We start from the raw sequence: 24,018 nt of genomic DNA, 5'->3' as shown, positions 1-24,018 counted from the left end.
CACGAAAGCTACCAATGCAAAAAACGATTTTCCAATACACAATGTTTTTTATTATTGCTACAGCCGCTTATCCGCTTGCCTCTATGTACGAGATAGCCTCGTCGTGCGGTGATTTTTGCCGCGTCATATCCAGCAATTAATGAGTAATGCTTCGTATATTGTCAATAAACAGTAAGCATCCGACGCCTCCACCTGTTAAAAGTAAAACCCCCCAGTGCATGCTCCTACTTTTCAGATCAAGGAGAGAAGATATGCAACGAAGTGTGCAATGGGAAAGTCAAGAAAGCTGTGATCGGCATGTGAAGGCATGGCAACTAAGTGTGTTCGCGCTGATTGAATATTGCCCCCCCCAACAGAGTTGGGCGCATAACTATGTAATATCTCAACAGGTAATACACTACTGACCGCCGCATCGAGCACGACAATTTCTACTACCGTGCCATCGGTTGCATAACTGATGTGGGTATTTCAATCTTGCGAAACCTCACGGCTAATTGGTTTTTAAGAGAGATGAATCACCAAAATATCATCTTCATCACCATAAGTGGTGCGCATGGCTTAATCCTCCCGTGGGGGAAGTTCCGCCAGGAGTTGGCGATAGATTGCATCGGACCGTGCAAGCGACTCCGGTGACATCTTGTTCTCAAGTTCCGCAAATTTCCTGGTTGCGGCGAGGGGCGAAGGTACATCGCAATCGATAGTGATTGACCTGTTTGAGATATTCATGCGTGAACCTTCGCGGTCAGATCTAAGCCAAGTGCCTTCATCACTGCAATAGTGGTTTTCAGGGTCGGATTGCCGTTTTCGCTGAAGGAACGGTATAGCTGCTCGCGGGAAAGGCCGGTTTGTCCGGCAATCTGCGCCATACCCTTCGCACGGGCAACTACGCCAAGCGCGTGGGCGATATAACCGGCGTCGCTAGTCTCGAATGCTTCGGCCATAAAGGTTGCCATTGCTTCGTCAGAAGCTAAATCCTCAGTGGGATCATAAGTAGTTAATTTTTCAGCCATTTTATTCACTCCATTCCTCAGCCAGACGTTTTGCGGTCTTGATGTCTTTTGTTTGCGTACTCTTATCGCCGCCGCACAGCAAAACGATAATCGTGTTGCCTCGTTTGTGAAAGTAGACGCGGTATCCAGGACCGTAATGGATGCGCAATCCGCTAATCCCTTGCCCCACAGGTTCCACATTCCCTGCATGTCCGAAGCCAAGACGGTCTAAGCGAGACGCTATCAAACAGCGTACCCGCTCATCTTTAAGCTGCATTCGCCATTTCCGGAAAGTCTCGGTTTGCTTTATTTCGATCATGCCTTATTGTATTTTATAAACTACATATCGACAAGTATTTTCCCTGACTCCGCTCAAGTGCAAATATTAACTTTTCCTACGCGTAAGGTCGGGCAGTCCTATTAAGGGTAGAAATCCCCCAAATCATATGCAACGCCGACAATCTGGCATTCCCGCAATTGATGCCCATCGTCGAAGCATCACGTGATGGCACAGGTAAAAAAGGGGAGTAGTGTCACGAAAGATGTGTGATTATTATCCGACGTTTTCGTAGCTATTCGAGGTCTAAATCCTCGGCTACAATAAAAATTGGTAAAAATGAGGTGGTCAAAATGAATGCAACCGTTTTAAACCAAGTTCCGAACGAAGACTTGACAGGCGATCTGGAAAATAGCGACGACGCACTGCGCGTTAAAGCACATATTCAGCGCGGACTGGATGCATCAAACAACCCAGACGCGCCCAGAACGACACATGCCGATTTTATGGGTGAGCTAAAAACTGAGCTCAGGATGACGCTGGCCGATCAAGAGTGCTTCGCCCAGGCATTGCTGGCTCCGCCACAACCTTCACCAGCGTTAGAGCGCGCCTTTGCACGTCGTCGCAAGCTGTTAGGTGCTGAGTGAGTGGGGCATGTGGCGAGTACTTGATGCGCTACAGACTTAAACGTGTGCAGCACTGTAATGCGTAGCCTCAGTCACACCAACCCGGGCAAGATAAGCTGAACGACTTTCGCCTGCGCGTTTGGCTGCCTCATCAATAATATGTAGCACCCGGCGCGGTAACGTTATATTTACCCGCTCAGTGACATCTTCAAGCCTGCTCATATCGATCTCGATCAATGCCCAGACCCATCCGGCATAGTCGGGGTTAGCTTGGTGGTAGCGCAAGGGATGAATTGCTGGCAGCGCTTCGCCAGCAGCAAGTAGTGCCTCTATATGCAGCTCGATTGCCTCTTTTGCATTAGTTACGGCTTCATCGAGCGTGTCGCCAGCCGAGTAGCACCCGGCTAAATCTGGGACCACCACGCCGTATGCTGTGTCGTCGTCGCCTGGTTCAATCACAATGGGGTATCGCATCATTACTCCTTCAATCCAGCTTGTTTCAAAATCGTGTTTACCAATCCGACGCCCAAATCCTTTTTGGGGTGGGGGACGGTAACAACGCCTGGGCGGCCTTGTTTTCTGAATTGATGATGGCTGCCACTTATGCGGACGACCTCAAAGCCATTTTTCTTTAACAGTTTTATTAGATCGACGCTTTTCATGATGTGTATTATACACACTGAAGATTTTTTGTTGGGCGATGTACTACAACGGCATCCATTGCCAACCTTTAAATGGAAATCACCAAAAATCCCCTCTGAATTTGTCCCCGACAATACTGAATACAGACTATTCAGAGCGGCACAATGGCAAAAGAGACTGATAAGAATACGCCGGGTATCTTTGGCAAATTAGGCACGTCGGCCAGGAAGTGGTTTTCCAATAATGTCGAAAAGGTCGAAGACTTAGGCAAAGATGATCCCTACGCCTTCGACTTCGGTTCCGCCACGCAATCGCTGCTGGGCACCGGTCGCCGTGCCGCTCGCATGCGCACCCAAATCTATCAAAAATGGTCCTTTATGGAAGGCGATCCGATTGTCTCGGGCGCGCTCTCGCTGATCGTCACCTCGGCGCTGGGCGGTCATGAAACCACTGGTAATACGGTTTTCATCGAAAAAAAAGCCGACACGATCAAGAACATCAAGCTCGCCAAAATGGTCGATGAAATTGATGCCGCTCTGACGCCTAAACTCAACCAAATGGCGCATAACATGGCCTATAACGGGGCGACGTTTGGGGATAGTTATGCCAGGCCATATGTGGATAGTGGCGGCGTGCAGGATATGTATTTCGGTGAAATTGTCAGACCGCCTATGGTGCAACCCTATGAGAAGGGCAATCGCATGGTGGGGTTTCTGGTGTATTCCGGCACCAAAGCGATAGAACGGCTCGATACCACGCAATTGTTGCGCTTAAAAATGCCGAGGCTGGTCTGGGTGCCGCAGTTTGCGGTGCAGGACAAGGTTATCAAAATGGCGTTATCCGAAAATGATCTTGATGCGTTGCCGATCCTGCCAGCGATGGTGGGCGGCTCTTTTCTGCATCAGGCCGAAGAGGCTTATGACCATTTATATGCGTCGCTGATTGGCTTAATCGGACAACGTTTTGCGGATTCAATTGATGAGCGCGTGTTGGGATTCAATGGCGATGGGATGACGGCTGATCAGCAAAAGCTGTTTGGCGAGCGGGTCAAGAACATGCTGATACAGGCCAAGCAGCGTGCCCAATGGGCAATTGATCATGGTCAGCCGATAGTCGAAAAATTTACGACGATCTTGCCGTATCACGGCGAAAAACAGCTCGTCAACTTATCGCAAACTGTAGGCAATTCGGGCCGCAACGGTGAACTGTCAATCGATGATGTGATGATGCATGCGCGCCTGCTGGGCGGTGCGCTGGGGGTGGATTTGTCGATGGTGGGCTTTGCCGATCAGCTTTCGGGTGGACTGGGCGACGGTGGCTTTTTTCGAGTCAGTGCCCAGGTCGCCGAAAAGTCCCGCGTGATTCGCGGTGCGCTGACTGACTTCTTTAATTCGGTGATTGATCTGCATACGATGCATCGCTACGGGATTGTTTTTTCTGAGACTGAGCGTCCGTGGAATATTAATTTCTATGGCTCGATTTCGGCGATGGAGGCGGAGAAGCAGCGCACCCGGCTGGAGTCGGCCAATTCGGCCGGGATGTTGGCGCAAGTGATGGCACAGATCAGAGAGATGGGATTGGATGAAAAAACTGCCGCTATGTTTTTGTCCAGACAAATGCTGTTGGATGAGGATGAGGCCGCCGCCTACGCCGCAGGGATGGCGAAGAAACCGCTAGAGGAGGGCGGCGATGGGTCTCTTTGATACGATTGCTGGCAAGTTGCCACTGCCTAAAAGCGCTGGTGCGATTGCGGCCATCGGGCAAGCTAAGAAGTATCTGCCGCCGGGAATGGGGGCGCTGGTCAATACCGGTTTAGGCGTTGGCAATAAGTTGATCAATGGCGATCTTAAGGGTGCGGCTTTATCCTTTCTTGATTCTGGCTTGCTGGCGAACTACTTTCCGCGCGTGGATGGTCTGGCCGCATTGGCCGCGTATTGGGTCACGCCGACGCCGTTGCTGGGCGGTATTACGCCGGCAGAAGCCAAGGCCATCTTTGACGCCTGTTCCGCAACCCGGTACGCAAAGAAGAATTTATTCCTGATTGAAGTCACCGATTTGATGCCGTCGACTATGGACTCGTTGGTGTCCAAACTCACAGCGGGCGACGGTGCCAGCATGTTTAATCTGTTCGTGACCGAGGTGAATTATTCGCCCTGGACGATTACCGGCGACAAGGTCCGGGTGGGGTCCGGGACGATTGATTCGGTCAACAGTCTGGAGTCGGTAGAGATGCGTATTACGACGCTGGATGACGCCGTTGGCACGCTTAAAAAGTGGTTCGAATCGAAGGCGGTAGCAGCGGCCAGACCCGACGGGACGGTAGGCGTGCCGAGAGAATATCTCGTCAAAATCCGCGTCTTGCACGCCTTCATTACCGACTTCAGCAATCGCGGCGGCTTTGAGAGCATGTTGTATATGCGTCCGGCCAGTATTGAATATGACCTTTCGCGACGTGATGACAACGTGCAGGAAATTCAAATGACGTTTTCACAGTTTGACTCCTTTTATCCGGTGATTTGATATGGCAATGAAGTCTGATAACTTTGGTTTTCTGATGGGAGATCCGGCTGATTGGGGTGAGGCGCTGAAGTTGTGGACGCATATCAGAGACGATGTGCGTGGTATGCATCAGGCGCTGGTGACTAACGCTGCTGGCGCTAAGCGCGTGATGAATAACGAGGCGCGTCCAATCAGCGCATCTTCACGCCGACCGGATGCTGCAACTGTATCGCAGATCGTTTCCCGCCCGGTGGTGCAACCGACCTCACCATTAAAATCGACACTGGTCAGTAAAGAAGTTCTACGAGCGGCTTTTCCAGAAACAATCCGGCGCGATGCCAAGGGGCGGTTTGTTAGTAATGGCCGGGCCGCCAGGCCAAAAGCGTTGTCTTGCAGTCCCGACCAATCGCGAGATGGAAGTGGCAAATTCAATAGCAATCTCAGCCGCTCAGCTGTTCCCGGCAAACTCGGTGCGGTCGCAGCGTCAGCCTCCCATGCCTTAGACCGTGCGCCAGATGTTGATCCGGGCATTGCAGCAGCGAAAGAGCTCAGCGCCATCGTCACGCCCATCGGACGTGGTGTTGGCAAGATGTTCGGGAGCGGTGGCGCAGATAAAAAGAAGATGGTGTGGATCAAGCGGCTCTGGACCGAATTACGTGGGTTACGGCGCGAAGAGACGGCCTTCAATAAGGCCAACTTGCGCAAGCTAACGGCGATAGAGAAAAAGCCGACAACTGGCGGCGCTGGCGGTTTATTCAGCTTTCTCCCGAAGATGCCGAAGCTGCCAGCCTTAGCGGGGATAGGCGGCATGCTCGGCAAGGGCGCGAAAGGACTGGCTGGCTTGGGCAAAGGTTTATTACGGCGCATCCCGGTATTGGGCGGACTGCTCGCCGGTGGATCAGCGCTGGCCAGCATGTTTGGTGAGGACGATCCGAACAAAACGCCGGAAGAAAATCGTCGTGATCGCTACACCGGCGCAGGGAGCGGGATCGGTGCGCTGGTCGGCGGTGGTCTGGGGCTGTTGCTAGGGCCGGTCGGAGGAATTGTTGGCGGTATGCTCGGCGACAAGCTAGGCGAAGTCATGGGCGGCTGGTTATCCACCTTAGACTGGGATCAGATTGGCTCCACAATCTCGGCGACGTGGGACGGCGCGGTGCAAAAAATCAGCGATGGGTGGGATGCTGTTACCGGCTTCTTTAAAGAGAAGTTTGATATGGCAAAGAATGCGGTGATTGCCGCTAAAGATAGCGTCGTTAAGACCGTCAATGCAGTCAAAGAAAAGGCTGTTGAAGCGGGGAATACAGCCAACAATTATGTCCAAGAAAAGACCGGCGTTGATCTGAAGACCAACGCGCAAGTCGCAGCAAAGGCAGTAAGCAAAGCCGCGTTGGCGACTGCGCAAACTGTGAACAAAAACATTGTGAAGCCAGTAAGTGCAGCGGCTGGGGCTGTGCTTAGCTACGGTAAGGAACGGCTGGAGCGATCGAGCGCACCAATTGGTCGCGCCATTACGAATGCCAAAGATTGGGTATTAGGTCAAACCTCAAAAAGATTCGAATCTGGCACAGGCGGCGCGGCAACGATATCGACCGGTCGGGGCGACCACGGCGGTGCATCGTATGGTACGTATCAGTTGTCATCAAAAATGGGGACCTTGGACAAGTTTTTGTCGGCGTCAAAGTATGGTGCCGACTTTAAGGGAATGACCCCGGGCTCCAGGCATTTCAATGCAAAATGGAAGGAGATTGCTGCAACGGATACCGAGTTTGGTGCTGCCCAACATGATTTCATCAAAAATACGCATTACGATCCACAGATGGAAATGCTGCGTAAAACCGGGATCGATCTGAGCGCTCGCGGTGCAGGCGTGCATGATTCGGTATGGTCTACTGCGGTGCAGTTTGGCGGCAAGAGTAAGCTGATTCAATCGGCGCTGCAGGGTAGGGATGTATCAACAATGCAGGACGCGGATATTGTTGCCGCCATTCAGGATTACAAAATCGCCAACAATGGACGTCTCTTTAAAAACTCATCTGTTGATGTGAAAAAAAGTACCTTGGAACGGGCTTCAGCGGAAAAGGAGAAGTTGCTTGCTCTGTCCAATCTAAGTCCAACCATGCCGACGTTTGCAGCTTCTGGCATTGCTCCAGCGGTTCCCAACCTTTCCGCGATTCTTAATATTCCAAACGTCGCGACATTTACCAAGATGCCGGATATCCCGGAAATAGCATCCATATCGACCGCCACCCAATTGAATTCGCGGCAAGCGCCAATGAACGTCACTGTGATTGCACCAAAATCAGATATCGGTCAGGACGTGCGTGACAGAGGGATTGCGCATGTTGCGACGGGGGGTATGTCTGGTAGCCGATGGCTTTAGTTGTTACGGTTTTTGTTCTGGCTAATTTCTGGTTCACTCAAGGTTGTTGAAATTTCTCGTCACGTTGCGTCGCAATTTATAAAAAAGCAGCTGGATTCATATTAAATCTTGCTGAAATTTCCTTGATTTGTCTGAGGTTGAGATCGCGTTTTCCACGCAATATTTCCGAGACTACCCCTTGGGTACCGATTTCCGGCAAATCAGATTGCGTTAATCCATGTTGCGTCATCAGAAAGCGCAGCATCTCGGTCGGCGTTACGTTGCCAGCCGGGTAATGCTTATCGTCATACTGTGCGATTAAGTCGCAGACCAATAAAAACAAGTCTTCCAAATCATGACCGTCATTGGCTGCACCCGAATCAACCAGGTGATCGGCCAGTGCCACCATACGGTCATAGTGGGCCTCGTCTTTGATGTGGCCGACATCGGACGCGGCATGAAATGGCTGCCATGATTTCGCGATGGGTTGAATGTCGATAACGTTCATTTCCATGCTCCTTTATCGTATTCCTTGTGGGTAAGTACATGTTTGATGTAACAGAGCTGAGCCGAATATTTAATGAAAGCGATCAGCCGGTATTTGTTGCCGCCAATATTAAACACATGATATTCGCCAACTATGTCAACAGCGTTGATGCAGCGTTTCATTTCGTTGGTATTGGCAATCAGATTAGTCTCAATGATTTTTCGCCAAGCTTGAAGTGGGCTATCTGCATCAGCATGTAATGCCGAAAATTGCATTAAAGATTTATTTGAAATGACGCGCATGCCGCATGATATCTCAATTTGAGTTATTTGTGCTGATCCGGTTTAATTTCTGAAAAGCATGGAAAACACCCGCAAGCCACGCGCTCATTAGCCGATAAAGTTAGCCCACCTAACTTACCCGCACGAGGGCATCATGACGATATCGAACCCCAGCTACCTGCAAAGCATCTACAACACCACACGAGCGATGGGGGACAAGGCCATCTCCAGCGATGCGGCGTTTGAAATCGAGGGCTTCGAGCAGATGTGGCTGGTGACCAAGCAATTCCCTTGGCCTGAACTATCTAGCGCGGGTGAAATTGAAGTGCCGATGCCGTTGGGGGCGGCGAAGTGGGAGCCGCAGCAGGTCAAAATCAATCAGCAAGGCCAGATCACCTTGATGGAGACCAAAGCGGGTCATGTATCGCGGATGATGCTGAATTTAATACGCAGCGGCGGTAAATTTAACGCCAAAGTCTACGAAGGCACGCCGTCGCATTTCTCGGTTGCCAAGCCGATTTATGACTGCTTTATCCAGCTCGATAACCCGGATCGCGATTGGGAAAACCGCTCTCAGGTTTTGAACATCTCAGGCACGCTTTTTTTCCATTATTTTAGCGAAGAAATTCCGGGCAATATTTAATCGCCATGCCGACATTTTCTATAACGCTGCAAGAGTTGGCAAAGCTCTTTTGTGAAAAAGAACGTCCGGTGGGAATCGTTCTGGATGATGAGGGCGTGCTTGCGCAAGCGTTGTCTGCTGCACGATTTTGTAGCGGTTACGGGACGTTTGATAGCTTACTGCCTGAAGTAGCCGCTGAGGTGGCAATGCCGATGAAGGAGCGTGACCCGTGGGTCACGTTTTCCTCTTTTCCTCGCTTTCCGATTCCAGACGATCCGTTTCCAGTCGGCGGCTTTGTCGAGAGCGACACGTGGCTGACCCAAAGCGAATGGGCGATCGTGCGTCCGCTATTTATTCTCTACGTTGAGCGCGAGAACGCCATCTATTTAGAGGCGTCGCGTTCACTGGGTGTGGACGTTTATGGACGCTCAGCCTCCGAGATCGCCCAGGACATCACTCAAAAAGAAATGGACGTCCAGCGCCTGATGTTCTGCATGCCAGTCATCACGGTGTAGACATCCTATGCAAATCATTCTTTCCTCCGGTGCAGTATTGGATGGCGACATGTTGCTGAGTGCCTGTTTACATTCCGATTTAGCGCCGGTACCGATGACGCTGGAAGCCATCGTTCGCGCCAACGAGAGAACGATCGCTGCGCTGAAACAGGACCACACCATCAGCGTAGCCAATGAGGGTTACGTTTTTAGGATTGTGCAAGTCAAGCGTAGCCGGGCAGCGTCCCATACGCAGGGCGACGACATGCTCGCTGCGCTGCATATCGTCGCGTTATTCGATCCTTGTCACAAAATCGCTTTTCGTCGATCAACGGCGGTGATTAAAGAGGGTGCGACGCTCGGGAGTATTTATGGCGCTTGTGGGGCCCGCGTCAAGATTAATGCCGATTATTCTATTGCCCGCTTTGCCTGTTTTGCGGGCGGTGTTCCCAGCTATGAAGTCGCCAGGGTGTTGCAAGAAGAGGGTGGCGCTATCTATACCGATGGGCGCGAAGTGACGTTCACCCGGCTGCAAGATATCTTTAAACAAGCACCGATACTCAGTCTTGAATTCGATACAACAGAAAATATTGAGAGCGGATTCATGGAGCGGCATGAGGTGCCAACATTCTTTTCCATCGATGCGGCCGGAGCTTTTGTCTATGGCAATCGCGCCAAGGGTAGGTCGATTCGGTATCAGCCGAGAACCGATACGCGTGTGCTGTGGAATATGACGCGGGCGCTGGTCCGGAGAAAAATCATGACCACCGATTATCAGCCCACCGTGCATGCCGGCAAGGTGATCCAAATAGAGAATAGCAAGTACGCCATCATCACCGCAGCGCACGTTTTCGAGGGCGGCTCGGATGGTGGCGATAGCCAGATGTATTCCAAATTCTGGCTTGGCACGATGGAGGAGTAAGGCATGCTTCCTGCACGTATCCCCGGTATCGTCCACAGCTATGACGCTGCTGCGCGGGAGTGCCGCGTTGATATCCCCGGATTGACGGATGGTGCCGATGTCCTGCCATTGGCAGAAATCGAGTATCCCATCGGCGACAAAAGTAAGACCGGCACTCACGCTACGGAAATCGAAATAGTCCCGGGCGATCTGGTCTGGCTGGCGTTCGAAGGCGGCGATCCGCGCTATCCGATCATTACCGGCTTTCGCAATCCCAGAAGCGGTAATGCGATTGACTGGCGCCGCTGGCATCACGCCAATATCGAGCTTACCGCTGACGGGATTTTTCGGGTGAACTGTACGCGCTATGAGATCAACGCCAGTGAAATGGTCGATGTCACCACGCCTCAAGCGACTTTTTCAGAAAATGTCACCGCGACCGGATTGCTGACTTATCAAGGCGGTATGGCCGGGTCCGGTGGCGCTGGTGGGGCATCTGCAAACATTCAAGGCGGTATTGAAAATACTGGCGGCGATATTGTCAGTAACGGTATCGGTGTTCAATCGCATCATCACACTGAACATGACGGCCCAAGCACCGGCTCGGCTAATCCCTAATCCATCGTCACGAGGAATACATGGCAAAGAATCTGGTTTTCAATTTCAACGATATGGGCAGTAAAAAGGATAGCGCGACCCGGGCGGTGGTCCGTTACTTTGCGCGGGCGGGTGCGCATATCGTCCACGGCGATGTGTCGCCCAACATCAAACGCTCATCGGGCGTGTCATACCGAGAAATGCTGCTGACATTTGCTGATAGCCAGGTGGTGATATTTTCTATTAAGCAGACGGGTGATATTTTTCAGGTCAAGCTCAATGGCAAGATCGTCCCACTCAAACATCAAGACGATCAGGCGGCCGCGATTGGGGAAGTCGTCACTATGATGGATAGCGGTCGTTCCAAGTTTCAGGCGGCGATGGCTAAGGTGCGGATTAAATTGCCGTCGAATATACGGACGGCGGCTCCTAAGATTGAGTTTGCGTTGCAAGAAAAGTCGATGGCGTTAGATGAAGCTATCGAGGCGGTTAGTGAGGAAATTGCGGTATTAGCGTGAGTCATTGGTTGTCAGGAATTTTATTTACTCTGCTACCTCTATGTCGGAAAGCAAGGGAATAAAAAAGGACGTAACACGAAGTTATATGAGCGGATTTTGTTTGGTGTATTTTTTCCGAATGATAAAATAATTTGTTAGTGATTAACAATATTTTTTATATAAGGTTTTTTGTTATACCGGTTACTCCTCCTCTAAGTCCAACAATCCCAAGATCTTTTTTTAACGAACCAAGCTCCACCGTCCAATCCATTTCCATACAACCAGGTAAGGAACCAACCAACGATGAACTTATTTCGCTTATTGAGAAAAAAGGAACTTTCTCTGACATAGAAACATTTGTTAATAATTTTATGAAGTTTAATTTTGAGGATGCATTTGAATATCGCTTAAGTGATAATCATGCTGATATTAAAGATTGTTTTAGTCAAAATCAGCTAGGTCTTAAAATAGGTCACTGGAGAGATTTTTATGAAGAAATTTGTGATGCATTTAGGGAGTCTCGCAAAAAAATAGAAGGCGACGTCAAAGAAAATTTAATTACATACATACAACAGCATGAAATTTCTGACAGAGATGAAGTGTTTTCTGACTTTGAGGACCATTTCAATGTCTTGATGGACGATGCTTATGGAGATTGTACGAGGCGCTGCACAGATGAGTATCTGAATTCAGATACAAAAACAGATTCAGATTCAGATTCATAAAAATTTTCCGTACTCCGACATAATGTCAATTTGACCGGCAACCAGATCTAAGTGAATTTAGCAATGACAAGCGTTACATTCGATACCCATAAATTCATCAAAACCCTTGAAGCTGCCGGTTTACCCGAACAGCAGGCAGAGGCTATTTCGATAGCTGTGCGCGACTCCCATGAATCTGTAGATGTTGCGACGAAGCGTGATTTGACTGATGTACACAAGGATATTGATTCAAAACTGGAAAAAATGGAATTACGCCTGACCATCAAACTTGGCACTATTGTTGTCATTGCGTTAGGTGCTTTCGCTGCTCTGTCAAAGTGGACTGCTTGAATGCTCATACCCGAAGAATTTACTAACGTATGATTTCCGTGATTTCGCAATTATCCCTCCCTTACTAGCCATTTCTTTGGCTCATCATCACAATCATCCTTCGCAGTTTTCCAACACCGCGACAAAACAACAAAACGGCCTTCAAAGGCCGTTTTGTTGTCTCACTTTATGCGATGCAGCTTGTACTCAGGAATCTGGATACGCGAAGGCCCAAGGACCTTGCTCACACCACCGAAGGCCGACAAGGGCTGGGCATTACTGGCGAAGCGGATGGTAACCACACCGCCGCGCGCCTTATCAGGTTGCCCCGATACCTTATACTTCGCCTTACGTTCTGCCAGAAGCAATGCTGCAGTGGCCTTGTATTGCGCTACCAAACTTGCATCTTTTGCATTTTTGTCATTCATTGCCATTCCTTTATATATGGCTATTATCTGTTCTTTTCAAATGACCTGACGTTTGTGGATTACCGCAATCATACGTTGCCGAAAAGAATGCAGCCGGATTTTCATCTTGCCATCTCCCCAGGTTTTGCACGCTCTCTTGGTGTAGGGAAAAAACTCTATCAAAAAGCAAGGTGTAATCATGCACGCAACTCCCCCGCAGTTCGACATTCAAGCGATACAAACCAATTGGCAGGGCCTCTACGCTGTGACCCATCTTCGCTCAGTTCACAATGAAGATGACTATGACCAGATGGTGTCTTTAATGAATTTTCTAATTGAGACTGCCGGTGATGATGACGACCATCCGCTTTCAGACTTGCTGGATATCGTTGGTGATTTGGTTTCAACATATGAACAGAAACACTATGCCATTGAACCGTGGAAGCCTGATGCATAAAGACGCGTTGCGTGCCTTTATGCATAGGGCAGCCGAAACACTGGCACCCTACGCAGCTTCCAATAAACGCATTTCGACGTGCATGCCAGCCGCTGCCGCCATGTTGACCAAAGCGTCTAAACCAAACAGGCTGATCTTGCCGCGCATCAGGTCAGAAATACGCGGTTGTGTGACGCCAAATATCTGAGCGGCCTGTACCTGGCTCAGACTGGCGCGGTTAATGCGTTCTTTCAAAGCCATCATCAACGCCGAGCGAAGTTTCATGTTTTCGGCTTCCTCGGGCGCATCTTCAATCGCATCCCACACGCTGGTAAATCGTTGATTACTCATCGCTCTATCTTCTTCAATAAATCTCGATATGGCATTTATACGAAATTTTGTATAAATGATCAAGCACTTGTATCCGCGCGATATACCGCTCTGAACGCACGTCCATAGAGGGTAGCTGAAAATATCTCTCAACAACCGTCGTATGTCACATTACCAGCCCGACAGGTCGGCTTATGTAGCTCCTTATCAACATGGAAAACCCCCAAATCTAACCCCACCTCACCGCGTAATAATTCAAATGCACATACCGCGCAGGTCATTCATCTGCGCTGCCATTGGGGCTATTTTAATGATGACGAGGGTGAAAAATGCCAAAGCAACATGCGGAATACAACAACGCTAAAACTGAAAAATTCAGTACCTTTTATAGCAAACTCAAAGAAACGGCGATCGGCAATTCCGGCACGCTCGACTCAGCCAGCGCCGACGCATTTATTGCCGATGCGCAAAGCTTGTCGGCGTCAATTTCTGGTGTCGAGATTCCAGAAAATCTACAAATCCTGTTCGATGAAGCAGGCGACAGACGGGCCGGGATTGCGGCTGCGATGCTGGATGGCGCTGCATTTTACGAAGCCGAGCATGGCGTAGAGCCGACCGCGGACGTGCTGGAGTGGGCCACGCATCAAGCCTATGCGACGACGGAGAATGCACGTTCAAAGTACAAGCTGGATTCTGCCTCCAACCTGGCGCACGATCCGATGTCCTTGCAACAAAATCGCGCCGTCATTTCGATCACGGCGGCGATGGCAGAAGCGATTCCGGTGGCGAATTATCTGCCGGCGGATATCGGCTCCAACGAAGCGCCGCTGGTGATCGTATCGCATGAAGCAGGCAGCACATTCGGTCATTACGCTGCTGGCGAATTAATGGATGGCGTGTTGAGCGGACGGGCCTACACCTCGGCCCAGCGCACGCATTTGTTGGAGCGTAGTGGTGACGATTTCGGCGGCAAGATCACGCCGATTCAGTTGACCGCCGATACCTGCGATCAAAACGCGCCCTCGGCCAAGTTGCTCAAAGGCCGCACCATCATTTACGTCAATGGTTTGCCGGTGGCGAAAGAGACCAGCGCCGACGCGCCTGCGTCTGCCTCGCCGATCAGTGGTTATGTGCGTTTGGGTGGCGTTTTACATACCATTTCCGGGGCAATCAATTCCGATACCGGCGTGCTGCACATCACGACCGCCCCAGCCTTGCCCGCGAATACGCCGGTGATTGCCGAGGCGGTCATCGATTTTGAGAACAACAAAGGCATTATCCCCATCGTCAATACCATCGCGACCCGCTTCATCCTGCGTGCCTCGCCGTGGAAAGCCAACGCGTTTGTCTCGACCGATAGCCAAACGCAGATGGCCAATGAAATCGGGCTCAATCCGATGGGTGAATCGATGCTGGCGATTCGTAACCAGTTTGCCAATGAGCGCCACTATCAGGTGTTGGAGAAGGCGGCCCGGCTTGGTGCCAACAATGCGGCGATCTGGGATTTCAAATGGGAGACCCACGGTCAGGAAAAATCCCGTGCGCAGCTTTGGCAAGATGGCTCCTGCATTTTTGGCGCTGTCAGCCAGCAAATGGCCGAAGACACGATGGACCACGGCATCACGCATGTGTATGTCTCTAAAAAAATGGCAGCCAATATTCAGGGTCTGCCGAGCACACTGTTTACGCCATCTGGCGTGACTGCGCGCCCTGGTATTTATCGGGTCGGGCGTCTGTTCGGACTGTACGAGGTGTACTACTCGCCGCGCATCATTGACGTCCATAGCCACGCCACCCGGATTATCTGTATCGGGCGCTCGACCCAGGTAGCGCGTAACCCGTTCGTGCTCGGCGATGCGGTGGCACCAATGCTGATCAACATGAATGCCGATGAAGACCAGCGCTACAAGCAAGGCTTCTATGCGCGCAATTTCACGGCGGTGAATCCGCATCTGCCGTCGGCAATGGGTTGTGCTGTGATTGACGTTATTAATTTGGAATAAAGCGCTTGAGTAAAGCGCTGGAACAAAGCGCTTGAATAAATCGCTTTAGTAACCCGATCGCACAATCACATCACCAAAGGAATCAAGAAAATGAAACGTACATTGAGTTTGGGCGCGACTTCCCTCACGGGGAAGAGCGCCAACGCGCTGGCCGAAGAGATGTTTGGACACAGTGCATTTCCTCTGCAATTGCGCATCACCAATAAGACGCCACGCACATTGGTGTTGCCGGATGTGCGGCTTGAGTTGAAGCCGAATTTTGCAGGGCCCGACAACATCGCGGAAGTGACCTTTAAGAACCACGGATTGTTCACCCGGTTCGTGTCCGATATAGATGCCTTAGCTGAGCTCAACCAGTGGGCTGATGCAATCAACGTGACGGATGTCGAGAATGGGGAAGAGGCAGCCACCAAACGCCTGGCACCCGGCGCAAAAAATCAAAAGCCACCCAAGCCGGACGCGCCTGAAACCGATGTGGCCACCACACCCAAAAAATAAGGACAGCTATGTCTACCGCCTTCACCCGACAGCTTGGCTCCCAATCGGGAGTGCAGCTCAATCCCTTACGAGACTTGACCGACGGCTTCGCGCCCGATAACTCCGATCAGGTATTTTGCATCGCCATGCGCTCTACGCGGGGCCGTATCGATAAACCGTTTCGCGTCAATCGTGGCAACTTCCAGCAGAAACTAGGGCGTGGTGAATCGCTGCGTTCTTCGGCGCTGAATGAGGCGCATATTCATGTGTTTGAAGCACTACAAAAAGGTGCCGCGTCTGCGGTAGTGCAACGCCTGACAACCGAGACGGCCTTGCTATACAGCATCATTGTCAGAGAGCCCGAACCCGCTACTTCCGATCTTGAATTCTCGCTCGCAGCAGAGGTGACAACGGATAAGGCGTTTTTACTGGCGATCAAACATCTCGAATGCTACAACGATGGCGTGATAGTGGAGCTTCACGCAGATGCGGTGATTGCCAATGGCGCGCCAGTGGAAAATAGATGGATAACGCTACGTCTGCGTGATAAAGAACGCACTCTGCTCTACGAATTTTTCGGCTCACTTGATCCGGATGCGCTCGATGACTATCAGCAAAGCGCTTATTTGCCGGACGTGGTTGAGCGCCTGACCGACAACGTTGAAGTCATGGTCGGCAAGGATGCAAAAATTGCCCCGACATCGAATGCCTACGGGCGTGATACCAACGGTCGTCCGCAGTTTGCCGTGTCGCCGCTGATGGCCTATTTCTCCGAGGGCAGTACGGCTTACGGCGTACCCGATTTTGTACGCGCGCGCGACTTGCTGCAAAAGACCGAGTACGACTACGCCTACATCGCCAGCGGAGGTTCACAAGCACCGGCCATGCTGTCCGCGCTGGCGCAACTGGCCTATGACACCAACCGTCAATTCGTCTGGGATGTGGCCGGCACATTGACCCCGGAAGCCGCAATCGCGTTTATCGCGCAACTCAACTTCGATTCGCATTATTGCCAGGCATTCTGGACGCCACTCAAGTCGGACGATCCGTTAGGCTTAAACGGCAAAGTGGTGCTTGGCACATCGACCTACAACATTGCCCGGCGTTGTCTGCGCAATGCGCAAACAGATTCCAACGGCTTTGCTCCCAAAAACTATCCCATCGCTGGCAAAAACTGGCCGCTCGACAGGACCGGTATTGTGCAACTGTATTCACCGAGCGATGACGAATTAAGCGATCTGGCCGACGCCAAAATCAACCCGGTGATCTACGTCAAATACAACGGTGGCGGCAAATACGTCTTCAGCGATTCACTCACCTGCGCCAAAACCACGGTCTCGTTTAAAAAGTTAATTTCGGTCGCCGATATGTCTAGCTCGATTGATGACTGGGTCACGCGGTTTGGCAAAGAGGCGTTGCAATTGCCGATGGATGTCTCGATCAAAAAGACCATCACCTTCCTCAAAACCCTTTTCACCGGCGCAAAAGCGGCTGGCTGGATCATGCCCAGCGCCGAGATGGACGGCGAGGCGTTCCAGTATGCGGTGCAAGCGAATGCCTTGCGGCCAGCCGATCGCATGGACGTTTCCTACTCTGTGCGCTACGACGGCACTAACCGTCAAACCTTCGTCAGCCAAACACTTTCCCGCTAAGCGGGTTGCAGAAATGAAAGGATGGAAATCATGAGTCACTTAGCAGCAACCGCGATCCGCAACACGTTTTATGGCAAGGATGCGGTCCAATTGCGTCAAAAGGTAGTGTTGGATTCCGCTACGGAAATGGAAGAGTCGAATGTAACCGCCGACTATGCCGCCACGCACATTGCGCTGACCACAGCAGCGACCTTGCAAGAATGGCTGGAAACCGACGACCTCGACGAGGACGAAAGCATGGCCGATCGCCTGCTGGCAAACATGGTCGGGATTGCCGATGCGAATAAAGACGGCGAACTGACTGAGGACGAGGCCGACGTACTGGAAACCGCGCTGGAATTCGCCTGGGATTACATGGAGGAGAAAGGCGTCTCTGACGAGGATTGTAGCAAGTTACTCAACGATTGGGATGACGCCGCCGCAGAACGGATACGCGATCTGCTGGCCGCCAGTCTGGCCGATGGCGATGATGCAGCGATGGCTGATATCGACAATTTCGTATTCGGCGACGAAGCCAGCGATGCCGCGCTGGACGCCGTGTACAAAAAACGCATGGTGATACGCAAAGGCAAGAAAGTACGGATCAACAAACGCGTCTCCGGCCATGTGCGTTTGAGCGCAAAACAAAAGGTCAGTATCCGCAAGGCCCAGCGCAAAGCACATACGGCGGGTGCCACCATGCGCCGGATGAAATCGATGCGTCTGAATCGGAAGATGGGCCTGAGCAAATAAATACGCTGGTATCTGTAACAAAGCGGGCAGCTACGGTTGCCCGTTTTTTTAAGGAAAATAAACATGGCTGATGCAGGGCAGGGAACCACCGGGAGCATGCAAATACTCCGCTCGGAATGGCTAGGCTTGTCGCCCCATCTGATCGCTAAAATTTATCCCGTCGGGCGGCATGGCGAACGCACAGGGCAGGAACAATGCGAAGTCCATGCACCAGTGACGGCAGGCGGGAATATCGAAGCCACCCTGAACTGGCAATCTCCCTTCGAACAAAGCAGCCCCGACAGCAAAGCCCCGGCGCTGATCGCCATGTTGCAATCCGGCGCGCTGTTGCCGGGGATTAATGACTTAAAACGCATGTTCGGTTTCGGCGGCACACCGGAACAAGCCCCGCAAGATGTCAGCAAGATTGAAGCCAGCATCAAAAAGTTCGAAGGCCGAACCGGGATTACCAAGCTCAACTCAACCCAAATCTTTACCGGCATGCCGCCGATCAAAATCAACGTCTCATTGATCTTCAGAGCCTTTAGCAACCCCAAAGGGGAGGTCTTCGATCCACTCAAAAAAATATGGGAATGGGCGCTGCCACAAAAGCTGAGCGACGACAGCCTCGTTAAACGGCTGGCCGGGACCAAAGATGAAGGCGTCATCAGCAGCATGTTTCCGTCCACTGCGCCGCAATTGATCGGCTTCCAATACAAGCAACGCAGCTTTGCCCCGATGGTGATAGAAACCATCGGCGAGCCGATTGACGCCCCCATCGATCGAGACGGCTATTACACCGATATTACGATCCCGTTGACGTTGGCGACATTGACCGCGCTTGATCGTAGGGATGTCGATAAATTTATAACGCTGCGCAAATAACACACCGAGGTTTATATGATTGCATTCTCCCCGCTCAGAACCCGCCGCCTTGTAGTCAAGTTGCGCGAATTATCCATCGTTGATGCCAGCGCTTTGGCCACAATTCCAATCGAACGCTTTGAAGAGGCGACCACTACTTTTTTACAGATGGTCATTGACACAGACAGCACGCCTACCGAACGCCATGTTACTAATCCCAGAAACTGGACCGTGCAAGAGCGCATGCTGGTGGTCGGCCACTATCTTGCCCACACAACCGGCGAAGAGGGCGGCGGTGCCAACTTCATGCTGGGCGACGGCCATTACATGGATTATCTGGACGTCAAACAAGACACGCCGGACTTCCCGCTGGCAATCGGCAATCACGGCGGCGACGCTTGGCTGATCTCGCCGATTACCGGGGCGATGGCTGAGGCGATAGAACAATTACACGGACAGATTCCAAAAGTCGCGGGCCAGTTGCACTGGTTAATTGGCGGTATGGCAGCGCAGTTATTACGGGTCGGCGAAACAGCGCCAGATCCTGATCTCGATGCGCTGAACTACTTAGAGTGGCTGAAAAACCGGATGCAAATTATCAGCGCCTATCCTGAATCGGAGTTTGTCGCCTTGCTGGCATTGCGCCAGCGTGGCAATCAGCTACTGATGCACTTCTTCCGCATAGAAGAAACCGGCGAAGGATTTGTGGCCTTACCGCACACGGAGACGGAGGCCGCAGCATTGCCTCCGGCGCGATTTCCAGTTTCAAGCTGCATCAGCGCATTCGCGCAAAGAGTCTCTGGAAAACCTGCGCAATATGGCGGTTAGCCTGAGCTTATATTCAAGCACGTCGTACCCGGATGCGATGCGAATGTGTTTGTCGGATGCACGTGAATTTCTGAGCGCCAAAGCATTCGCCAGCTGGATCAAAAATCGGGAAATGGAGCAGAAAGTGCAGCTTGCTTTGGTCGGGCGTCTGGATGGCGTGATCAAAGCGATAGGTGCGCTCGGCAAGGCTATCGGCAGATAGATCGTCAGCCACTGCGCTTGCTGCCCATTCACAATCACATTGGAGAAGCAATGTCTGTTTCAACCACCACCGGTGCCGCCGTAGCGGGAGCGGCTGCCAGCGCCTTCACCCTGACCGGTTCATTCATCGGCATGCAGCACAACTATCTGGTGGCAGGATTTTTCGGCGGCATCATTGCGCTGCGTTTCATTGCCGAGTCGTCACGCCTGCGCATGGCGGTGTCTGTGTTTACCAGTGCGGTGTTAGGGGCTTACGGTGCGCCGATACTTGCGGCAGTGCTCGCCGAACATTTTCCCTACTTAGCCCACGTCAGAGAAGGCGCTTTGCCGTTGTTATGCGCCTGCTCCATCGGCGTATGCGCGCAAACCATCGTCCCCGTCTGCCTGCATTGGGTCCGAAAATTTTCAGGAGTGTCGTCATGAATTTATTCCTTCTCTGCATCAATACATTCGTCAGCGTCGCCGTCCTGGTGCATGCCATGTGCACGCTCAACAAAATGACCAAGCAGACCAATTATTTTTACTGGATTGGTTATCTGATACTCGCAGCCGGTTCTTTCTATGTCGCGCTTGGACCGCTGTACGGACACTACAAAACCCAATGGTCGGAGGTGATGTTCAATACCGGAGCAGCGCTGGTGCTGATCATTGGATGGTGGTTGCGTGAGAAGCAGAAAGCTAACGGAGGAGGTGAACTATGATTTTTGATCAGGCAATTGAGCGCGTACTCGGTCACGAAGGCGGCTATGTCAATCATCCGGCCGACCCCGGTGGCGAGACCCACTGGGGCATTAGCAAACGCAGTTATCCCAACGTCGATATCAAAAACCTGACGCGGGTACAGGCGATTGAGATTTATCGACGTGATTTTTGGCATTGCATTCATGGCAATGACATGTTCGGCAGCGTCGCCTATCAGGCTATGGACTTTGCCGTCAACAGCGGCATCGCGACCGCCATCCGTTGTCTCCAGCGTACCTTAAACGTCGCCGACGACGGCCATTGGGGACCAGTAACAGCGGCAGCCGCCAAGCGCATGAGTGAAACCGATCAGATCATGCGCCTCAACGCCGAGCGGCTCGACTATCTACGCAAACTCAAAGGCTGGCCCACCTTCGGCGCTGGATGGGCAGGGCGCATAGCAGGCAATCTGCGCTACGGTGCGGTCGATGCATGACCATGATTGATCCTCGACTATGGCTGGCTGGCCTCGCTCTTGGTGTGGCCGCCTACTTGGTCGGCGGCCACAACGAGGCCCGGTATTGGCAAGCCCGAGAAGTCGCCGCCACAACCAAGGCCAAAGCCATCCTTGAGCAAGCGATCATCGCCAAAGACCAGGCCGAGGCGACCATGCGCTCCACAATATCGGACATTCAACATGACCAACAAAGCAAAATTACTACTATCACTGCCAGCCGCGATGCTGCTCTGCGCGAGCTGCGCCGCCGACCTGCGCGTCGTCCGGACGCCGCTACCGGAAATGCCGCCGCTGCCATCGAATGTCGCGGTGCCAGCGGAGCCGAACTTTCAAAAGAGGATGCAAGTTTTCTTGTCGGGGAAGCTGCCAGAGCCGATGCGGATGCTGAGCGATTGAATGCTTGTTTGATGGGGTATGAGGTGGCGCGAAAAGTTTGGCTGAAATAGCTGCTGCTTGATGGATAGCGTGCAAGAGCCGGGTGAGCCGAAGCGCTGCACGATGCCCGTCTCAGACATTCTTAGAACCTATTCAAAATCTTTTCAACATCTTTTCAAGAGCAAAACGAGAAATGCCAAATTGACGAACTGAAGGCTGGTGTTAAGTTGACGTTCACAGTTCTTCCACAGCCTTCTGCATTTCTCAAGCCATGCAAAAGAGCGTTCCACGACCCAACGCTGAGGCATCACAGCAAAGGTATGAAGCTCATTGCGTTTGGCGATGCTCACGGATGCTCCCAATATTTCGCGTACGCCATCGGCAAAAGGCTCTCCGGTATACCCTCCATCGGCTAGCATATTAACGACTTTGGATAATGATTTTTTGTGTCGTCTCAGCGCTTCCAAAGCGCCTTTTCTATCCGTCACATCGGCCGTTGTCACTGAAATCGCATGCGGTAAGCCTTGGGTATCAACCGCAATATGGCGCTTGATACCCGATACTTTCTTACCGGCGTCATATCCCTTGTACTTTGCCGTATCCGTATTTTTAACACTTTGCGCATCAACGATGACGAACGTGGTCAACGCGCTCCGTCCATTGCTGATGCGGACCACGCCAACTACATTTTTTTAAAGCCTGCTCAAGCAGGCTTAGTCCATCTTCCGACGGCTTCTCTTTCCATAGTTGAAAGTAGTAATACACCGTGGTCTTCTTCGGAAAGTCGCTTGGAATCATATCCCACTGACACCCGCTTTTAAGTAGATACAGAATCGCGCAAAATACGTCGTACACATCAATTTTCCGTGGCTTCGTTCGCTTCCGAGCACTCATCAAGAGCGGCGCTATCTGTTCAAACATCTCGCGGCTTATATCGCTTGGGTATTTTTTTCGCATTTAAACAAAATACATAATTTCAGCCTCATTGGCAAAAAGATTTTGAATAGGTTCTTAGGAAAAATTAGAAATTTCCTAAGCCTATTTCAGATCCCTCTATTTTGCTTATATGCAATACTTCTGCCTCAAATATACTGTGGTAATAAATTACAAAATAACATGAAAATAGGTATTTCTTTAGCCGTTTACAAGCCTGCTTCGCCAGTTAATGACTTGTCTAAAAAAAATAATGATTTATTCAAACAAGTAAATGAAGATGATTTTTTGAAAGCTGCTGATTTAATGGAGCAGGATATCGAAAAGCATTGGAAGCCAGAATCAAATGTAGAAACTCAGTGGAGTGATCGAATCGGAGCAACAAGGGGCATGATTAATGCCAGTCGAACAACAGTTTCTGAAAAAGACTATGATCATTTATGCATTCTGAATTTTGATAATTCACCTATAGGACTGATGGTTTTAAAAGAAATTGATTTTGGGGGCGGTCCTGTTACACACATAAAAGAAATCATTACGCATCCTGGAACGCAACAAGCTGGTGGACTACTCATAGAGCACACTGTAAATTTTTCCGAAACTAACGGGAATCACGGAAAAGTAAGCCTTACGCCCATTCACACAGCAATAGATGCATATACCGCATTAGGATTTAAAGAAGAATTTATCATGATGGAGCTTGACCCCACCGAAAGTGATAAATGGACACGCTCTGACGTTACTGGTCAATGGGAACTTGCTGCGTATGCCAAGCCGCTCCATGCGTCCCACAACTAAAATTCAATCGCACTCACCATCCCCCTGATCTAGACCTGACAGGCCCTCTCGGTTGGAGGGCGTGCAAAAAGTGGGGAATCATAGCTGTTTCTTTCGATTAATTTTTACCAGCGCTTCCTTCCGAATGGCATCCCAGTCATCCCGAGTGAACACGGCTTCTTCGCTGTTGAGTCCTTCAAGAAGCAAGGTTTCGAGCCGGTCTTCGGCTTTACGCTTCTCGTCAGCGCGGATAAGTTCGCGCATATATTCGCTCACACTGCTATAGCGACCTTCTGCGATCTGCCCATCGACGAATGTCTTGAGCGGATCAGGTAGTGAAATATTCATGCTTTGCATAGGGTGTACCTCCGGATTGAATCTTGTCATTTAATCGTAAATGGCAATAACTGCCATTTTATGCCATGCGTAAGCAATATGGAAGCGACTGAAAAGCTATCGCTAACGGCTCGCGTTTCAAATTGGTCGTGCTCGCAATTTGGGTTTGTGCGAGCCAGTCTTGC

At 51.2% G+C, this 24,018-nt stretch carries 34 protein-coding genes; 24 read left to right on the top strand and 10 right to left on the bottom strand.

Going from position 1 to position 24,018, the window contains the following annotated elements; translation table 11 throughout:
- Positions 1 to 722 precede the first annotated feature (722 nt).
- Together ACVBEF_RS05955 and ACVBEF_RS05950 are read right to left on the bottom strand one after the other, a co-directional pair.
- On the bottom strand, positions 723 to 1,010 hold the full coding sequence (locus ACVBEF_RS05955) for an addiction module antidote protein (protein ID WP_447123017.1): 288 nt from the start codon (positions 1,008 to 1,010) through the stop codon (positions 723 to 725).
- Between the two features lies 1 nt (position 1,011).
- Complete coding sequence (locus tag ACVBEF_RS05950; protein WP_447123016.1) at positions 1,012 to 1,308, bottom strand: type II toxin-antitoxin system RelE/ParE family toxin; 297 nt, start codon at positions 1,306 to 1,308, stop codon at positions 1,012 to 1,014.
- Positions 1,309 to 1,619: 311 nt separating this feature from the next.
- On the opposite strand from ACVBEF_RS05950, the gene ACVBEF_RS05945 reads away from it, so the two are divergent.
- Positions 1,620 to 1,913, top strand: a complete 294-nt coding sequence (locus tag ACVBEF_RS05945) for a type II toxin -antitoxin system TacA 1-like antitoxin (protein WP_447123015.1) — start codon at positions 1,620 to 1,622, stop codon at positions 1,911 to 1,913.
- A gap of 36 nt (positions 1,914 to 1,949) precedes the next feature.
- On the opposite strand, the gene ACVBEF_RS05940 is transcribed toward ACVBEF_RS05945, so the two are convergent.
- Positions 1,950 to 2,366: a type II toxin-antitoxin system HicB family antitoxin gene (locus ACVBEF_RS05940; protein WP_447123014.1), complete on the bottom strand. Its 417-nt coding sequence runs from the start codon at positions 2,364 to 2,366 to the stop codon at positions 1,950 to 1,952.
- A gap of 2 nt (positions 2,367 to 2,368) precedes the next feature.
- Positions 2,369 to 2,554: a type II toxin-antitoxin system HicA family toxin gene (locus ACVBEF_RS05935; RefSeq protein WP_447123013.1), complete on the bottom strand. Its 186-nt coding sequence runs from the start codon at positions 2,552 to 2,554 to the stop codon at positions 2,369 to 2,371.
- Between the two features lie 144 nt (positions 2,555 to 2,698).
- On the opposite strand from ACVBEF_RS05935, the gene ACVBEF_RS05930 reads away from it, so the two are divergent.
- From ACVBEF_RS05930 to ACVBEF_RS05920, 3 genes are read left to right on the top strand one after another with little or no spacing between them, the layout of a single operon-like run.
- Entirely contained in the window at positions 2,699 to 4,237 is a 1,539-nt protein-coding gene (locus ACVBEF_RS05930; protein WP_447123012.1) for a hypothetical protein, read from the top strand.
- Positions 4,224 to 5,054 (top strand): hypothetical protein, encoded by an 831-nt coding sequence (locus tag ACVBEF_RS05925; protein ID WP_447123011.1) that lies wholly within the window; start codon positions 4,224 to 4,226, stop codon positions 5,052 to 5,054. Before ACVBEF_RS05930 ends, ACVBEF_RS05925 begins: the two co-directional genes overlap by 14 nt.
- Position 5,055: 1 nt before the next feature.
- A complete protein-coding gene (locus tag ACVBEF_RS05920; protein WP_447123010.1) occupies positions 5,056 to 7,413 on the top strand; it encodes a VgrG-related protein in 2,358 nt (785 codons plus the stop codon).
- 76 nt (positions 7,414 to 7,489) lie between these two features.
- On the opposite strand, the gene ACVBEF_RS05915 is transcribed toward ACVBEF_RS05920, so the two are convergent.
- Both ACVBEF_RS05915 and ACVBEF_RS05910 read right to left on the bottom strand, forming a co-directional pair.
- The gene (locus tag ACVBEF_RS05915) at positions 7,490 to 7,900 is read right to left on the bottom strand and encodes a helix-turn-helix domain-containing protein (RefSeq protein ID WP_447123009.1); all 411 of its coding nucleotides are present in this window, start codon (positions 7,898 to 7,900) and stop codon (positions 7,490 to 7,492) included.
- The gene (locus ACVBEF_RS05910) at positions 7,897 to 8,181 is read right to left on the bottom strand and encodes a type II toxin-antitoxin system HigB family toxin (RefSeq protein WP_447123008.1); all 285 of its coding nucleotides are present in this window, start codon (positions 8,179 to 8,181) and stop codon (positions 7,897 to 7,899) included. Before ACVBEF_RS05910 ends, ACVBEF_RS05915 begins: the two co-directional genes overlap by 4 nt.
- Positions 8,182 to 8,314: 133 nt before the next feature.
- Between ACVBEF_RS05910 and ACVBEF_RS05905 the strand changes: the two genes are divergently transcribed.
- From ACVBEF_RS05905 to ACVBEF_RS05875, 7 genes are all read left to right on the top strand, one after another.
- A complete protein-coding gene (locus ACVBEF_RS05905) occupies positions 8,315 to 8,803 on the top strand; it encodes a hypothetical protein (protein ID WP_447123007.1) in 489 nt (162 codons plus the stop codon).
- A 5-nt stretch (positions 8,804 to 8,808) separates the two neighbouring features.
- Entirely contained in the window at positions 8,809 to 9,297 is a 489-nt protein-coding gene (locus tag ACVBEF_RS05900) for a hypothetical protein (protein ID WP_447123006.1), read from the top strand.
- Positions 9,298 to 9,304: 7 nt separating this feature from the next.
- Positions 9,305 to 10,198, top strand: coding sequence for a hypothetical protein (locus ACVBEF_RS05895; RefSeq protein ID WP_447123005.1), 894 nt, complete (start codon positions 9,305 to 9,307; stop codon positions 10,196 to 10,198).
- 3 nt (positions 10,199 to 10,201) lie between these two features.
- The gene (locus ACVBEF_RS05890) at positions 10,202 to 10,795 is read left to right on the top strand and encodes a phage baseplate assembly protein V (RefSeq protein ID WP_447123004.1); all 594 of its coding nucleotides are present in this window, start codon (positions 10,202 to 10,204) and stop codon (positions 10,793 to 10,795) included.
- Positions 10,796 to 10,815: 20 nt separating this feature from the next.
- Entirely contained in the window at positions 10,816 to 11,292 is a 477-nt protein-coding gene (locus tag ACVBEF_RS05885) for a defense against restriction DarA-related protein (RefSeq protein WP_447123003.1), read from the top strand.
- 137 nt (positions 11,293 to 11,429) lie between these two features.
- Positions 11,430 to 11,996 (top strand): hypothetical protein, encoded by a 567-nt coding sequence (locus ACVBEF_RS05880; RefSeq protein WP_447123002.1) that lies wholly within the window; start codon positions 11,430 to 11,432, stop codon positions 11,994 to 11,996.
- A 51-nt stretch (positions 11,997 to 12,047) separates the two neighbouring features.
- Positions 12,048 to 12,326, top strand: coding sequence for a DUF1640 domain-containing protein (locus tag ACVBEF_RS05875; RefSeq protein ID WP_447123001.1), 279 nt, complete (start codon positions 12,048 to 12,050; stop codon positions 12,324 to 12,326).
- Between the two features lie 161 nt (positions 12,327 to 12,487).
- On the opposite strand, the gene ACVBEF_RS05870 is transcribed toward ACVBEF_RS05875, so the two are convergent.
- Complete coding sequence (locus ACVBEF_RS05870) at positions 12,488 to 12,733, bottom strand: hypothetical protein (protein ID WP_447123000.1); 246 nt, start codon at positions 12,731 to 12,733, stop codon at positions 12,488 to 12,490.
- Between the two features lie 178 nt (positions 12,734 to 12,911).
- Here ACVBEF_RS05870 and ACVBEF_RS05865 point away from each other — a divergent pair, with 178 nt between their 5' ends.
- Positions 12,912 to 13,169 carry a hypothetical protein gene (locus ACVBEF_RS05865; RefSeq protein WP_447122999.1) on the top strand — a complete coding sequence of 86 codons (258 nt, stop codon included), beginning with the start codon at positions 12,912 to 12,914 and terminating at the stop codon, positions 13,167 to 13,169.
- A gap of 48 nt (positions 13,170 to 13,217) precedes the next feature.
- On the opposite strand, the gene ACVBEF_RS05860 is transcribed toward ACVBEF_RS05865, so the two are convergent.
- Complete coding sequence (locus ACVBEF_RS05860; protein ID WP_447122998.1) at positions 13,218 to 13,499, bottom strand: helix-turn-helix domain-containing protein; 282 nt, start codon at positions 13,497 to 13,499, stop codon at positions 13,218 to 13,220.
- 308 nt (positions 13,500 to 13,807) lie between these two features.
- Here ACVBEF_RS05860 and ACVBEF_RS05855 point away from each other — a divergent pair, with 308 nt between their 5' ends.
- The 11 genes from ACVBEF_RS05855 to ACVBEF_RS05805 all read left to right on the top strand — a co-directional run bounded on the left by ACVBEF_RS05855 (position 13,808) and on the right by ACVBEF_RS05805 (position 21,858).
- Positions 13,808 to 15,481, top strand: a complete 1,674-nt coding sequence (locus ACVBEF_RS05855) for a hypothetical protein (protein ID WP_447122997.1) — start codon at positions 13,808 to 13,810, stop codon at positions 15,479 to 15,481.
- 90 nt (positions 15,482 to 15,571) lie between these two features.
- Complete coding sequence (locus ACVBEF_RS05850; protein ID WP_447122996.1) at positions 15,572 to 15,979, top strand: hypothetical protein; 408 nt, start codon at positions 15,572 to 15,574, stop codon at positions 15,977 to 15,979.
- An 8-nt stretch (positions 15,980 to 15,987) separates the two neighbouring features.
- A complete protein-coding gene (locus ACVBEF_RS05845; protein WP_447122995.1) occupies positions 15,988 to 17,610 on the top strand; it encodes a hypothetical protein in 1,623 nt (540 codons plus the stop codon).
- A 30-nt stretch (positions 17,611 to 17,640) separates the two neighbouring features.
- The gene (locus ACVBEF_RS05840; RefSeq protein WP_447122994.1) at positions 17,641 to 18,342 is read left to right on the top strand and encodes a hypothetical protein; all 702 of its coding nucleotides are present in this window, start codon (positions 17,641 to 17,643) and stop codon (positions 18,340 to 18,342) included.
- A 63-nt stretch (positions 18,343 to 18,405) separates the two neighbouring features.
- Positions 18,406 to 19,206, top strand: a complete 801-nt coding sequence (locus ACVBEF_RS05835; protein WP_447122993.1) for a hypothetical protein — start codon at positions 18,406 to 18,408, stop codon at positions 19,204 to 19,206.
- Positions 19,207 to 19,221: 15 nt separating this feature from the next.
- On the top strand, positions 19,222 to 20,013 hold the full coding sequence (locus ACVBEF_RS05830; protein ID WP_447122992.1) for a hypothetical protein: 792 nt from the start codon (positions 19,222 to 19,224) through the stop codon (positions 20,011 to 20,013).
- Entirely contained in the window at positions 20,003 to 20,215 is a 213-nt protein-coding gene (locus tag ACVBEF_RS05825; protein WP_447122991.1) for a hypothetical protein, read from the top strand. Before ACVBEF_RS05830 ends, ACVBEF_RS05825 begins: the two co-directional genes overlap by 11 nt.
- Positions 20,216 to 20,265: 50 nt before the next feature.
- A complete protein-coding gene (locus tag ACVBEF_RS05820; protein WP_447122990.1) occupies positions 20,266 to 20,637 on the top strand; it encodes a hypothetical protein in 372 nt (123 codons plus the stop codon).
- Positions 20,634 to 20,915, top strand: coding sequence for a hypothetical protein (locus ACVBEF_RS05815; RefSeq protein ID WP_447122989.1), 282 nt, complete (start codon positions 20,634 to 20,636; stop codon positions 20,913 to 20,915). Before ACVBEF_RS05820 ends, ACVBEF_RS05815 begins: the two co-directional genes overlap by 4 nt.
- Complete coding sequence (locus tag ACVBEF_RS05810) at positions 20,912 to 21,391, top strand: glycoside hydrolase family 108 protein (protein ID WP_447122988.1); 480 nt, start codon at positions 20,912 to 20,914, stop codon at positions 21,389 to 21,391. The genes ACVBEF_RS05815 and ACVBEF_RS05810 overlap by 4 nt, the downstream gene beginning before the upstream one ends.
- A 2-nt stretch (positions 21,392 to 21,393) precedes the next feature.
- Positions 21,394 to 21,858, top strand: coding sequence for a hypothetical protein (locus ACVBEF_RS05805; protein WP_447122987.1), 465 nt, complete (start codon positions 21,394 to 21,396; stop codon positions 21,856 to 21,858).
- Between the two features lie 93 nt (positions 21,859 to 21,951).
- Here ACVBEF_RS05805 and ACVBEF_RS05800 read toward each other — a convergent pair.
- Positions 21,952 to 22,744 (bottom strand): IS5 family transposase gene (locus tag ACVBEF_RS05800; protein ID WP_447121918.1). Its coding sequence is split into 2 segments (ribosomal slippage): positions 21,952 to 22,473 and positions 22,475 to 22,744, totalling 792 coding nucleotides; the frame shifts between segments, so codons are not numbered across the junction.
- A 159-nt stretch (positions 22,745 to 22,903) separates the two neighbouring features.
- Between ACVBEF_RS05800 and ACVBEF_RS05795 the strand changes: the two genes are divergently transcribed.
- A complete protein-coding gene (locus ACVBEF_RS05795; protein WP_447122986.1) occupies positions 22,904 to 23,518 on the top strand; it encodes a hypothetical protein in 615 nt (204 codons plus the stop codon).
- A gap of 78 nt (positions 23,519 to 23,596) precedes the next feature.
- Here the strand turns inward: ACVBEF_RS05795 and ACVBEF_RS05790 are convergent, their stop codons facing one another.
- Positions 23,597 to 23,854 (bottom strand): type II toxin-antitoxin system ParD family antitoxin, encoded by a 258-nt coding sequence (locus tag ACVBEF_RS05790; protein ID WP_447122985.1) that lies wholly within the window; start codon positions 23,852 to 23,854, stop codon positions 23,597 to 23,599.
- Positions 23,855 to 24,018: the final 164 nt, after the last annotated feature.

The organism is Glaciimonas sp. GG7, assembly GCF_052976905.1.
This window is presented reverse-complemented; position numbering and strand designations above follow the sequence as displayed.

Excerpts from the sequence above, each read along its gene's own strand:
- ACVBEF_RS05860 (WP_447122998.1), bottom strand. The coding sequence starts at position 13,499 with ATGAGTAATCAACGATTTACCAGCGTGTGGGATGCGATTGAAGATGCG.
- ACVBEF_RS05950 (WP_447123016.1), bottom strand. The coding sequence starts at position 1,308 with ATGATCGAAATAAAGCAAACCGAGACTTTCCGGAAATGGCGAATGCAG.
- ACVBEF_RS05920 (WP_447123010.1), top strand. The coding sequence starts at position 5,056 with ATGGCAATGAAGTCTGATAACTTTGGTTTTCTGATGGGAGATCCGGCT.
- ACVBEF_RS05890 (WP_447123004.1), top strand. The coding sequence starts at position 10,202 with ATGCTTCCTGCACGTATCCCCGGTATCGTCCACAGCTATGACGCTGCT.
- ACVBEF_RS05905 (WP_447123007.1), top strand. The coding sequence starts at position 8,315 with ATGACGATATCGAACCCCAGCTACCTGCAAAGCATCTACAACACCACA.
- ACVBEF_RS05940 (WP_447123014.1), bottom strand. The coding sequence starts at position 2,366 with ATGCGATACCCCATTGTGATTGAACCAGGCGACGACGACACAGCATAC.
- ACVBEF_RS05935 (WP_447123013.1), bottom strand. The coding sequence starts at position 2,554 with ATGAAAAGCGTCGATCTAATAAAACTGTTAAAGAAAAATGGCTTTGAG.
- ACVBEF_RS05900 (WP_447123006.1), top strand. The coding sequence starts at position 8,809 with ATGCCGACATTTTCTATAACGCTGCAAGAGTTGGCAAAGCTCTTTTGT.
- ACVBEF_RS05855 (WP_447122997.1), top strand. The coding sequence starts at position 13,808 with ATGCCAAAGCAACATGCGGAATACAACAACGCTAAAACTGAAAAATTC.
- ACVBEF_RS05835 (WP_447122993.1), top strand. The coding sequence starts at position 18,406 with ATGGCTGATGCAGGGCAGGGAACCACCGGGAGCATGCAAATACTCCGC.
- ACVBEF_RS05805 (WP_447122987.1), top strand. The coding sequence starts at position 21,394 with ATGATTGATCCTCGACTATGGCTGGCTGGCCTCGCTCTTGGTGTGGCC.
- ACVBEF_RS05955 (WP_447123017.1), bottom strand. The coding sequence starts at position 1,010 with ATGGCTGAAAAATTAACTACTTATGATCCCACTGAGGATTTAGCTTCT.
- ACVBEF_RS05895 (WP_447123005.1), top strand. The coding sequence starts at position 9,305 with ATGCAAATCATTCTTTCCTCCGGTGCAGTATTGGATGGCGACATGTTG.
- ACVBEF_RS05885 (WP_447123003.1), top strand. The coding sequence starts at position 10,816 with ATGGCAAAGAATCTGGTTTTCAATTTCAACGATATGGGCAGTAAAAAG.
- ACVBEF_RS05930 (WP_447123012.1), top strand. The coding sequence starts at position 2,699 with ATGGCAAAAGAGACTGATAAGAATACGCCGGGTATCTTTGGCAAATTA.
- ACVBEF_RS05925 (WP_447123011.1), top strand. The coding sequence starts at position 4,224 with ATGGGTCTCTTTGATACGATTGCTGGCAAGTTGCCACTGCCTAAAAGC.
- ACVBEF_RS05840 (WP_447122994.1), top strand. The coding sequence starts at position 17,641 with ATGAGTCACTTAGCAGCAACCGCGATCCGCAACACGTTTTATGGCAAG.
- ACVBEF_RS05865 (WP_447122999.1), top strand. The coding sequence starts at position 12,912 with ATGCACGCAACTCCCCCGCAGTTCGACATTCAAGCGATACAAACCAAT.
- ACVBEF_RS05810 (WP_447122988.1), top strand. The coding sequence starts at position 20,912 with ATGATTTTTGATCAGGCAATTGAGCGCGTACTCGGTCACGAAGGCGGC.
- ACVBEF_RS05825 (WP_447122991.1), top strand. The coding sequence starts at position 20,003 with ATGGCGGTTAGCCTGAGCTTATATTCAAGCACGTCGTACCCGGATGCG.
- ACVBEF_RS05915 (WP_447123009.1), bottom strand. The coding sequence starts at position 7,900 with ATGAACGTTATCGACATTCAACCCATCGCGAAATCATGGCAGCCATTT.
- ACVBEF_RS05795 (WP_447122986.1), top strand. The coding sequence starts at position 22,904 with ATGAAAATAGGTATTTCTTTAGCCGTTTACAAGCCTGCTTCGCCAGTT.
- ACVBEF_RS05945 (WP_447123015.1), top strand. The coding sequence starts at position 1,620 with ATGAATGCAACCGTTTTAAACCAAGTTCCGAACGAAGACTTGACAGGC.
- ACVBEF_RS05790 (WP_447122985.1), bottom strand. The coding sequence starts at position 23,854 with ATGCAAAGCATGAATATTTCACTACCTGATCCGCTCAAGACATTCGTC.
- ACVBEF_RS05830 (WP_447122992.1), top strand. The coding sequence starts at position 19,222 with ATGATTGCATTCTCCCCGCTCAGAACCCGCCGCCTTGTAGTCAAGTTG.
- ACVBEF_RS05910 (WP_447123008.1), bottom strand. The coding sequence starts at position 8,181 with ATGCGCGTCATTTCAAATAAATCTTTAATGCAATTTTCGGCATTACAT.
- ACVBEF_RS05845 (WP_447122995.1), top strand. The coding sequence starts at position 15,988 with ATGTCTACCGCCTTCACCCGACAGCTTGGCTCCCAATCGGGAGTGCAG.
- ACVBEF_RS05870 (WP_447123000.1), bottom strand. The coding sequence starts at position 12,733 with ATGAATGACAAAAATGCAAAAGATGCAAGTTTGGTAGCGCAATACAAG.
- ACVBEF_RS05850 (WP_447122996.1), top strand. The coding sequence starts at position 15,572 with ATGAAACGTACATTGAGTTTGGGCGCGACTTCCCTCACGGGGAAGAGC.
- ACVBEF_RS05820 (WP_447122990.1), top strand. The coding sequence starts at position 20,266 with ATGTCTGTTTCAACCACCACCGGTGCCGCCGTAGCGGGAGCGGCTGCC.
- ACVBEF_RS05815 (WP_447122989.1), top strand. The coding sequence starts at position 20,634 with ATGAATTTATTCCTTCTCTGCATCAATACATTCGTCAGCGTCGCCGTC.